Annotated in this window: 10 protein-coding genes and 1 pseudogene; all 11 read left to right on the top strand. The window is 40.7% G+C overall.

Going from position 1 to position 11,272, the window contains the following annotated elements; translation table 11 throughout:
• Positions 1-433: 433 nt before the first annotated feature.
• Positions 434-1,492, top strand: a complete 1,059-nt coding sequence (locus tag V7137_RS25360) for an LLM class flavin-dependent oxidoreductase (protein WP_335700645.1) — start codon at positions 434-436, stop codon at positions 1,490-1,492.
• A gap of 162 nt (positions 1,493-1,654) precedes the next feature.
• The gene (gene ssuE, locus V7137_RS25355; protein WP_335700644.1) at positions 1,655-2,212 is read left to right on the top strand and encodes an NADPH-dependent FMN reductase; all 558 of its coding nucleotides are present in this window, start codon (positions 1,655-1,657) and stop codon (positions 2,210-2,212) included.
• A 54-nt stretch (positions 2,213-2,266) separates the two neighbouring features.
• Complete coding sequence (locus tag V7137_RS25350) at positions 2,267-3,298, top strand: LLM class flavin-dependent oxidoreductase (RefSeq protein ID WP_335700643.1); 1,032 nt, start codon at positions 2,267-2,269, stop codon at positions 3,296-3,298.
• A 13-nt stretch (positions 3,299-3,311) separates the two neighbouring features.
• Entirely contained in the window at positions 3,312-3,581 is a 270-nt protein-coding gene (locus V7137_RS25345; RefSeq protein WP_335700642.1) for a glutaredoxin family protein, read from the top strand.
• A gap of 84 nt (positions 3,582-3,665) precedes the next feature.
• On the top strand, positions 3,666-5,000 hold the full coding sequence (locus V7137_RS25340) for an LLM class flavin-dependent oxidoreductase (RefSeq protein ID WP_335700641.1): 1,335 nt from the start codon (positions 3,666-3,668) through the stop codon (positions 4,998-5,000).
• 15 nt (positions 5,001-5,015) lie between these two features.
• On the top strand, positions 5,016-6,665 hold the full coding sequence (locus tag V7137_RS25335; RefSeq protein ID WP_335700640.1) for an ABC transporter substrate-binding protein: 1,650 nt from the start codon (positions 5,016-5,018) through the stop codon (positions 6,663-6,665).
• 21 nt (positions 6,666-6,686) lie between these two features.
• Positions 6,687-7,619, top strand: coding sequence for an ABC transporter permease (locus tag V7137_RS25330; protein WP_335700639.1), 933 nt, complete (start codon positions 6,687-6,689; stop codon positions 7,617-7,619).
• A 30-nt stretch (positions 7,620-7,649) separates the two neighbouring features.
• Positions 7,650-8,540, top strand: a complete 891-nt coding sequence (locus V7137_RS25325; RefSeq protein WP_335700638.1) for an ABC transporter permease — start codon at positions 7,650-7,652, stop codon at positions 8,538-8,540.
• Positions 8,541-8,553: 13 nt separating this feature from the next.
• Positions 8,554-10,581, top strand: a complete 2,028-nt coding sequence (locus tag V7137_RS25320) for an ABC transporter ATP-binding protein (protein WP_335700637.1) — start codon at positions 8,554-8,556, stop codon at positions 10,579-10,581.
• A 66-nt stretch (positions 10,582-10,647) separates the two neighbouring features.
• Positions 10,648-10,989, top strand: coding sequence for a hypothetical protein (locus tag V7137_RS25315; protein ID WP_335700636.1), 342 nt, complete (start codon positions 10,648-10,650; stop codon positions 10,987-10,989).
• Between the two features lie 34 nt (positions 10,990-11,023).
• Positions 11,024-11,272, top strand: a pseudogene (locus V7137_RS25310) (hypothetical protein); the annotation flags it as partial.

Here is an 11,272-nt window from a genome sequence, read left to right as displayed (position 1 = left end):
CAAGTTTAACAGAGCCTATTGGTAAATAAGAAGTTTTGTCGAAAAAAGACTAACGATGGTCTGTAATCTTTTAGTCCCATATTTAATCAAAGAAAGGAAAAACGAAAGAACGCACAAGATAAGAACAAAGAGTTCATGAAGGCTTTCAGCACCACTCTTCATAACAAATATTAAAAAATATCTAAAAATTCAAAGTAATGGATTGACAACAACCCTATTTAAGTTTTATAGTGGATTCAACAGTTTTTTTAATACCAAGTAAACCAGTAGGTGAAATAAGAATGCACTTTTGGTTGCCTACTAGTTTAAAAGCCGATTGGACTACCAAAGGCTCCTGTTCTTAACAGGAGTCTTTTTCATTGGTTTTGTATATAAGAATGCAGATCAGGCCTAAAAATGAAGTGAACTAGATTGGTTTGGAGGTCTTAATGAAGTGAAATTTGCATTATTTACCCTTATGATGAATGAACCTAATGCGATAACTGGGGTATCATTGACAGCTCAGCAGAAATTTCAAAATGTAGTAAATCAAGCAGTTTTAGCCGAGAAATTAGGCTTTGATGCCTTTGGTGTAGGGGAGCGTCATGGACCACCATTCCTTTCCTCATCACCGGCAGTTGTTTTGACGGCCATTGCTGGAAAAACTTCACGCCTAAGATTATTGACGACTGTACTAGTTCTAAGTGTTCTAGATCCGATCCGAGTGGCAGAGGACTTTGCGACACTAGATCATCTTTCAGGAGGGAGGTTAGAGTTGATTATAGGGAAAGGCAACGACCCACGTCATTATCCCCTCTTCGGAATTACAGAAGAGGAACAATGGGATTCGCTTGCTGAACGATACGAATTACTAAAGCGATTATGGAATGAGGAGAATGTAAGCTGGGAGGGGCGCTACCGAACATCTATTACCAATGTCACGACACAACCAAGACCTTATCAAAAAAGCATTCCAATTTGGCATGGGAGCGCTTCAAGTACGCGTTCGACTGAATTGGCCGCAAAATATGGCGATCCTATTTTCTCATCCAATACTTTTCATCCTCAAGCCAAGTATAAAGAGTTAATTGATCATTACCGTGATCGGCTGGCTTACTATGGTCACGATCCCAATAAAGCAATCGTTGGATCGGGTGCTAGTAATCTATATATTGCCAACAATGCCAAGGAGGCAATCAACCGCTTCCGGCCTTACTACAATGCTTTTCAGGGGACAGACGCAGCGAAGCATAATAACTCGCCTTTTAAAAATCTAGAAGACAATATTGCCAATGGTCCAGTCTTAGTTGGTAGTGCAGAGCAAGTCATCGAGAAAATCTTAAACTACCATCATGCTTATGGAAATCAGGTACTTAGCATAAGTGTTGATGGCTTAACGGAATCGGAGCAACAGGAACAATTGCATCGGTTTGCAGCCGAGGTGGCACCGGTGCTGCGACAAGAGATCCCTAGCACCATTTGGGAACAAACCAATGAAGTAGTTGGTACCTAATAGGATCCCGAATGGCTAAATAGTAAAACAAGTTTTCATCAAATGTAAATAAGAAAGCGCCGATTGGTCTACCAAAGGCTCCTGTTTAATAAAACAGGAGTCTTTATTTTTTTAGAAACTTTTTAAATGTTGACAATCCACATAGGAAAGGGAGTAACAAAGATGAGTAAAGTAACGATTATTTCTGGAAGTCCTTCTGAACATACGAGATTAAATGGGGCATTGGAATATGCTGTTGAATTTTTTGAAGGAGTCAATCATTCTCCTGAAATTATCCAAATCCGTAATCTTCCAGCAGATGATTTAATTCAAGCAAGATTTGACAGTAAAGAAATCATTGAGGCTAATAAAAAAGTCGAAGATTCATCTATTATTGTGATTTTAACACCCGTTTATAAAGCATCCTTTTCCGGGGTCTTAAAAACTTATTTGGATCTTCTTCCGCAAAATAGTTTGGTAAATAAAACAATCCTGCCGATTGCCATTGGAGGATCGAGCGGACATCTCCTAATGCTTGATTATGGACTAAAACCAGTGCTCGCGGCGCTCGGAGCAACCCACATTTTAAAAGGGACCTATATTGTAGATAACCAAGTAAAAAAACTAGAAAATCATCGTTATGAACTTGATGTAGAAGTTAAAACACGAATAGACGCTGAATTGAATAAATTAAAGCCTTTCCTGTTATCTAAGAAAGGGGTGTTCAGCACGTCTGTTTAACAACATTAGCAACTTGGATTTATTAGATAACAAGTTTACCAGGAGGGGATTCATTTGGGTTTGAAACTTAGTATTCTGGATCAAAGTGTCATTGCTGAAAATGAAACGGCCTTCGATGCCTTTAACCATACAATTGAATTAGCTCAAAAGGCAGAAGAGTTGGGATATCACCGCTTCTGGGTTTCTGAACATCATAATGCAGAGAAATTAGCAGGATCTGCTCCGGAAGTGTTAATAGCCTATCTTCTCGCAAAAACACGTCAGATTCGAATTGGCTCAGGTGGTGTGATGCTCCAGCATTACAGTCCATATAAGGTAGCCGAAATTTTTAATGTATTAGCATCATTATCCCCGGGTAGAGTGGATCTAGGGTTGGGGAAAGCACCCGGCGGACTTCCTTTATCCACCAAAGCACTTCAGCAGGAATATGCTGAAAAACCAAAAGAGCTATGGGAAAAACTGGTGGACCTTAAAAAGTTTGTCTATGACACTATTGAACCGTATGACCCATTTTATGGACTTAAAGCAGAGCCTGTGCCTAACACGCCGCCTGAACTTTTCTTATTGGGGGCTAGTTCCTCAAGTGCAAAACTTGCTGGTGAATTAGGATACTCGTTTGTATTTGCTCAATTCATTAATAGTGAAAAGAAAATCCTTAATGAAGCATTTGATGAGTTCAGTCATTTGCAGAAACGAAAAAAATCACAGCCCATCTCTTTTATTCTTGCACTCTCTGTTATTGTGGCGGACACAGAGGAGGAAGCAAAGGCACTGGCAGCTAATTCGAAAATCGTGAAAGTGCATCTACAGAGTGGCAAGACCGTAACGGTGGGGAGCGAGGAGCAAGCAGAGCTGTTTGCCAAACAGGCGAATGAAAGCTATCGAATTGAATTACAGGAAGCAAACATTCTATATGGAACAAAGGAAACAGTGAGAGAAAAACTGCTTCACCTCCAAAATATTTACGATTTGGAAGAAACCATCATCGTAACGCCAGTTCAAAATTTTGAGAAGAGACTTAAATCTTACTTATTGTTAAGCGAAGCATTTTCGGAAATAGCTTTACCAATAAAATCACGAAATTAAGGAGGAAGTTGTAATGTCAAATCCATTATCAGTTGTTGTATGGTCAAAACAAGGTTGTCACTTTTGCTCTGAGGTTAAACAATTTTTAGAAGAAAAACAGGTGGAATTTCAAACCATTGATGTAACTTTTCACGATGAATACCGCAATATATTGGATGTTAAATATGGGATTCGTCATGTACCCGTAATTGAAATAGGTCAAGACGGCCTTTATCAAGGGGTAACCGAGGTGGGGATCAGCTATCTCGAAAAAGCGTTAGCTCCATTTTTACAAAACCGTTGAATATTTTTTTGAATAATTCCAACTAAATTCATAGGATTAATAAGATAAGTATTTCGGAATAAGAGATTGAAAGGGGACATGGAAATGTCAGAGCAAAGAAAATTACGATTTGGAACGATTATTCATGGTGTAGGAGGCAATATATCAGGATGGAGACATCCAGAAGTTCCAACGGACGCAAGTGTAAACTTTGAATTTTATAAAGCGCAGGCCCAAAAATCGGAAGAAGGGAAATTTGATTTTGTCTTTATTGCGGATGGTTTGCATATTAACAAGCACTCCATTCCTCACTTCTTAAACCGATTTGAACCTATTACCATCCTATCGGCTCTTGCGGCTGTCACATCACGCATTGGTCTTGCGGGTACGTTGTCTACTTCTTACAGTGAACCGTTCAACGTTGCACGACAGTTTTCGTCATTAGACCACATTAGCGGAGGACGTGCAGGATGGAATGTGGTTACCTCACCTCTAGAAAAAACAGCATTAAACTTTAGTAAGACGATTGAAGAGCATCCAGACCATCCAAAACGTTATAAAATCGCAGCTGAATATATAGATGTCGCGAAAGGCTTGTGGGATTCATGGGAAGATGATGCATTTGTCCGCGACAAAGAAACAGGTGTGTTTTTTGAACCTAAAAAACTGCATGAATTGAATCATAGAGGTGAATTTTTCTCAGTGTCAGGTCCGCTGAATATTGCTCGATCCAAACAAGGCCGCCCGATTATTTTTCAAGCGGGGTCTTCGGAAGATGGAAAAAATCTGGCGGCAAAAGAAGCGGATGCAGTGTTCACTGGACATCCATCGTTGGAAGAGGCCCAGAAATTTTATCAAGATGTGAAGAGCAGGGCAGCAGCCTTTGGAAGAAACCCAGACGAAATTCTCATTTTACCTGGTATTGGACCGATTATCGGTCATACAGAGGAAGAAGCAGAACAAAAATATCAAGAAATAGCCAACCTGGTAACCATCGATAAGGCACTTGCTTATTTGGGGAGATTCTTTGAGCACCATGATTTCTCTCAATATCCATTAGATGAACCCTTTCCTGAATTAGGCGATTTAGGAAGTAATAGTTTTAAGAGCGGCACAGATCGAATGAAACAAGAAGCAAAAGAGAAGAAGCTAACCCTTCGTCAAGTTGCACTACAATCAGCTACACCAAGAACTCCATTTATTGGTACACCAGAAATAGTAGCGGATCGTATTCAAGAATGGTTTGAAGGACGCGGTGCGGACGGATTTATTATCGGTACGAATATCCCTAGCAATTTAACGGATTTTATCGATCATGTTGTTCCGATTCTTCAAAAACGAGGACTTTTCAGAACGGAATATGAATCAGATACCTTACGCGGAAATCTTGGTCTGCCATATCCTATCAATCGCTATGCAAAAGAAACCATAAAAAAATAATGGGGGTACATCTAAATGAAGATACTTACATATTGGACTAAATTATTCGCAATTACATCCGTTCTTGTCCTCCTATTAGCGGGATGCTCTAGTGGTGCAAGTACGAGCAGCAGCGAAGATACCAACGGAGAAAAAGAGGGCAAGGCTCCTATAGGCGGAGAGCTTACATATGCCTTGGCTACTTCACCAGATACGCTGGATCCTCATCGCAGCGGTTTAGCGGTAGCTGTTCGTGCCTTTAGAACCATTTTTGATAGTTTAGTAGTGCTAGCACCTGACAATACGATTCAACCGTGGCTCGCAACGGAATGGGCCGTATCGGATGATGGAAAAAGCTATACCTTTAAGTTGCGCAAGGATGTGAAGTTTCACGATGGGACACCATTTAATGCCGAAGCGGTGAAATACAATTATGACCGAATTATTGATCCAAAAACAAAAGCGGCCAATGCGTTAGCGTTAATCCAACCCTATGAATCATCTGAAGTCATTGATGAATATACGATCAAAATTAACCTTTCCACCCCTTCTACATCGTTTTTAAGTAATCTAAGCCAAGGGTTACTTGGATTTGTATCACCAACAGCAGAAGAGAAATATGGAGATCAGTTTGGTAAAAATCCAGTAGGAACGGGACCGTATAAATTTGTTAGTTGGACAGAAAATGCGGACATTCAAGTGGAGAAAAATAATGACTACAAATGGGCTCCTTCCATCGTAGAAAACAAAGGTGCTCCTAAGATAGATAAAATTACGTTTAAAATTATACCAGAGGAAGCAACGCGAATTGGCAGTGTGCAAAGTGAGCAAGTTCTCGCAGCAGAAACCGTACCGCCACAAAATATCCTGTCATTAAAAAATGATCCAAGAACCCAATTGCTGCAAGTGAATACGATTGGGCTCCCGTATACGCTGTTCTTCAACCAAAGAAAAGAACCATGGAAGGATGTCAAGGTTCGTAAAGCAGTGCAGCTCGCTGTTGATGTGGATGCGATTGTTAAAACACTGTATTTAAACACGTATCAGAGAGCATGGTCACCACTGTCACCAGGAATATTTGGATATGATCAATCGTTGGAAGGCAGTGTAAAGCCGAATATTAAAAAGGCAAATCAACTCCTTGATGAACTTGGCTATGAAAAAGGGGCAGATGGGATTCGAGTAAAAGACGGCAAGAGATTGAACTTGAATTATGTTGATGGATCTCCTAACCGTGAGAAACGAAATGATATCGCCATTATCATTCAACAACAGTTAAAAGAGATTGGAATTGCAGTGGAAATAAATATTACCAAAGATGTTGCTTCAGTAATTTATCAAAACGCGGACTATGATTTGTATGGAAATAGCCAAGTAAATTCCGATCCAAATGCGCTGCGCGCCATCTATCATACACAAACTCCAGAACAGGAAGCGGCATTTAAAGGGTTGGGTGGAGGTTCAAACCCAGAATTGGATCACTTATTAGAACAAGGTACGTTAGAATCGGACCCTGCAAAACGGGAAGACATTTATAAAAAAGTCCAACAAAAAATTATCGAAGAGGCATGGATTTTACCTATTTATATATTCCCATATACAGTTGCTGCCTCTAAGAAAGTAAAAGGAATTGAATTTGATGCATTAGGTTATCCATTGTTCAACGATGTAACGGTTGGAAAATAAAGTGAAGTGGAGCTGATACATGTGGAATTAGTCAATAAGATTCTTCTAAAAATCTCGACTGCATTTGTATCAATTATTGGCTCCTTAATCCTTGTCTTTTGCATCAACTATTTGCTCCCGGGGGATCCAGTGTTATCGATGATTGATCCCTCGACTGCAACACCAGAAATGGTTGAAAATTTGCGCAAGGAATTGGGGCTCGATCAACCGTTTTACATGCAATTTATCGACTATTTTACCCATATTCTTCAAGGAAACTTCGGACAATCGATCATTAATAGCGAACCAGTCCTTCCGAAGATTATAGAACATTTTCCTGCAACTCTCGCCTTAACTTTTGCTAGTGCGGTCATTTCGATTGTCATTGGGGTTGGGTTCGGGGTGTTGTCAGCTATTTATCAGAATAAGTGGATCGATGTAATCGCTCGATTAATAGGATTATTTGGGATTTCCATGCCGACATTTTGGTCCGGTATCTTACTCATTCTACTATTTTCAATCTCATTGAATTGGTTTCCTGCGATGGGGTCAGAGGGTTGGAAAACGCTCGTGCTCCCATCACTTTCACTTGGTTTTGTCGGAGCAGGATTAATTATTCGGATGGTGCGAAACAGCATGCTGGAAGTGATAAATGAGCCATTTATTGTCACACTCCGCGCGAAAGGTCTATCAGAACGTGTGGTCATGTACCGTCATGCCCTTCGTAACGCTCTTATTCCGGCCATTACCATTATCGGTTTGAATATCGGGGAACTGATGGCCGGTACCGTCGTGATTGAAACCGTATTTTCAAGACAAGGAATTGGGAGAATTGTGGCTGATGCCATTATGGCAAAAGACCTACCCGTCATTCAAGGGGTTGTTTTCTTTAGCGCCATTGTTTATGTGATGATCAATCTATTGGTGGATCTTTCATATTCAATTATTGACCCACGCGTTCGCCGATCTCAGTAAAAAATGACCATCAAAAAAGGGGTGTTGAAAATGAGAGAAGTGACAAATACCAAAACAGTGTTGAGGCTTCCAAAATGGAATATAGCCAACTATAAAACAAACTTTACTGTATCAAACCTATTTATCTATTTTTCTGGATTTACTATGTTATTCATTATTGCATGTGCCCTATTTCCTAAATGGATTGCACCGTATTCGCCGACATTTATGAACACAGAACTTATATTAAGCGCCCCTAGCAGGGCCCACTTGTTTGGGACAGATTATTTTGGGAGAGATGTGTTTAGTCTTGTTGTTTATGGGAGCAGAGATTCCCTCATGATTGGTACTGCGTCAGTAGTGATGGGTGGATTCATTGGCGGTGCGATTGGTGCTCTCGCTGGATATCTTGGTGGTTTAATCGATGTCATTTTTATGAGGTTTATCGAAATCTTGATGACGATCCCCGGTATCCTCTTGGCCTTAGCGATAGCTGCTGTTCTCGGACCAAGCTTGTTTAATATTGTCTTAGCTGTAGCAGCCGCGTCTATTCCGGGGTATGCACGGGTGATGAGAGGACAAATGATGAGCATTAAAAAACGTCAGTATGTGGATGCGTCTCGCTCAATTGGAACGCCTAAATGGCGGATTTTTCTTTGGCATATATTGCCCAATTCTTGGTCACCGCTCATAGTGATGGGGACAATTGGTCTAGGCACATCGATTTTGGTTGGTTCAGGATTAAGCTTTCTAGGCCTTGGCGTGATTAAAGAAATACCTGATTGGGGGGCACTTCTTTCCCAAGGTAGAGGTTACTTAACAGTAGGCTGGTGGATCTCTACATTCCCAGGCTTGGCCATTACTCTTTTTGTTCTTTCCGTTAATGTTATGGGAGATAGACTTCGGGATATTTTTGATCCGAAAACAAGCAGAACGAGATGAAGGAGAATAAAAGATGGAGAAGCTGCTAGATATTCAGAATTTAAAAGTGGATTTCACGACTAATCATGGAGACCTTACAGCCATTCAAGATGTGTTTTTGCAGATGAAGCATGGTGAAACAGTCTGTATAGTAGGTGAATCAGGAAGTGGCAAAACGGTGACTTCAAAAACGATTATGAGACTTATTGATTACGAAAATGGAAAGATAGCGGATGGGAGTATTGTAGTAGATGGGATAGATCTGACACATCTGCCTCAAAAAAAGCTTCGGTCCATTCGCGGGAAAAAAGTGGCGATGATTTTTCAAGAACCAATGGCTGCTTTTGATCCTGTTTTTACAATTGGAAACCAGATAATGGAAACGATCCTTGAAAATAAGCAAACTAGTAAATCGGAAGCCAAAGCGCGTGCGCTCTATTTATTGAAACAGGTGGGCATTACAGATGCGGAGTTGCGAATGAAACAGTATCCTAATGAGTTGTCGGGAGGGATGTTGCAGCGAGCGATGATTGCCATGGCACTGGCCTGTGGTCCTGATTTACTGATTGCAGATGAACCAACGACAGCACTTGATGTCACCATTCAAGCCCAAATCCTAAAGCTGCTTCAAGAGTTAAAAGAAGAGCTGGGAATGTCGATTCTCATAATTACGCATGATATGGGCGTTGCCGCAGAAATGGCAGACCGAATCATTGTGATGTATGCGGGACGTATAGTGGAGCATGCAAACGTCAAGCAGTTGTTCGAGCTGCCGCATCATCCCTATACCAATGGGTTGCTGCACTCGATTACAACGATGGATAGTGATCGAAGTAATAAACTTTATTCTATTAAGGGGTCTATTCCTGGTCTATCCCAATTACCACCTGGATGTCAGTTTCATCCACGTTGTCCGTTCGCAACCGCGCGCTGTTCTGTCGAAGCACCGCCTTTGTTAGAAGTGAATGATCGCCAAACAGCATGCTGGCATGCGGAGGCCCTCGTCATGACAGATGCTTGGAAACAGCCTGTGGTTGAAAAAAGCACAGAGGTTTTGTCAGAAAAAGAGGTTGTTCAAATCACATCAGAATCTACTAGTCAACCTTTGTTTACCATTCAAGAATTAAGTAAATATTATCCGATTGGCAAGAGTGTATTTAATCGACATACTTCCTATATCAGAGCGGTCGATAATGTGTCCTTTACGATTAAAAAAGGAGAGACATTTGGTCTTGTCGGAGAATCGGGAAGCGGAAAGTCTACATTGGGACGTGTTCTTTTACAATTAGAGAAATCAACAAATGGTAAGGTTTTTTTTCAAGAACACGATTTGTCAAAACTAGGTGCGAAAGAATTACGTGAAATGCGGAAGGATATGCAGGTCATTTATCAAGATCCGTATGGTTCAGTCAACCCGCGTTGGAAAGTGGGCGATATCATCGGAGAACCCCTTCAAGTTCATGAATCACTTAGCATGAAAGAAAAGAAGGCGAGAGTTCAGGAATTATTGGAGGTAGTGGGATTAAATAAAAACGGCTACGATCTATACCCACATGAATTTTCAGGTGGTCAGCGCCAACGGATCGCTATCGCAAGAGCGATAGCCCTTAATCCTCAGTTTGTTCTAGCAGATGAAGCTGTTTCCGCTTTAGACGTATCTGTACAGGCTCAAATTATCAATTTATTACAAGAATTACAGCGTGAGAGGGACTTAACTTATCTATTTATTGCACACGGGTTAAATATTGTTCGTCATATCTCTGATCGCATTGGTGTGATGTATTTGGGCCAACTGGTTGAACTTGCAACGAGTGAAGAAATTTTCTTGCATCCTGCCCACCATTATACAAAAGGGTTAATTGACTCGATTCCCCATGCTGATCCTACAAGGCTAAGAGAAAGGATTTCGATTCTGGGGGAAATCCCATCTCCAACAAATCCACCATCGGGATGCCGATTTCATACTCGTTGTCCAGCAGCGACAGCTCGCTGCCGAGAGGAACAGCCATTATTTAGGAAATTGGCGACAGGACATTGGGTGGCTTGTCATGATCCTGTCTAATTTTATCGCTAGATTTATTTTTGTTTTGTTGATGGGCCAGCAATAATAATGAAAAGGAGGATATTTATGATGCAAACCCATAATCCTCAATCTGCAGTGATTCTCTTAAAACCCCAAAAACGCAATTCCTTGGAAAAATGTGAATATCTTAACTTGCCAGATTTACAATTTTTTCAATGGTGTCATTTACAATATGGGTTAAATAAGGGCGTTTATAATACGATTGATCAGTGGTTTTATGGATTTGGAATTGAACATATTCACTATCGTCGAATCTACATTTTGAAATTTTTAGATTTTACAAAGGAATGTGGAGTAGTGAAGGACCAACAAAAATTTATCCGTTTCGGAAATGGAGGTCTGATTCGAAGTCTGCAGAGATTTATTCATTCTATTAATCAGGGATAAAATGTATGTTTGTAATGACCTCAACAGAAAAGAGATGTTGAGGTTTTTTAGTATTTTTGACAAGAATCGGATAGATACGCTTCAAGAAAAAGGTCACCAGGTGGAGGTTCTGGATGATTTTACCGATGCGATGGGTCACGCGGGTGCGATAAAAATTGATCCTGACTGCAACATAAAATATGGCAGAGCTGTTCCACGAGGGGATGGCGCAGCGCTAGGGTTTTTGTTTAGCGGTATGAAGGACAAAAACGAGCGAAGGCATTGGAGAATTGTCTTTCATGAG

It is taken from the genome of Neobacillus drentensis, assembly GCF_036962765.1.
Classification (GTDB): domain Bacteria; phylum Bacillota; class Bacilli; order Bacillales; family Cytobacillaceae; genus Neobacillus; species Neobacillus drentensis_C.
The sequence above is the reverse complement of the archived record's forward strand: the minus strand, read 5'-3'. Positions and strand labels throughout refer to the sequence as shown.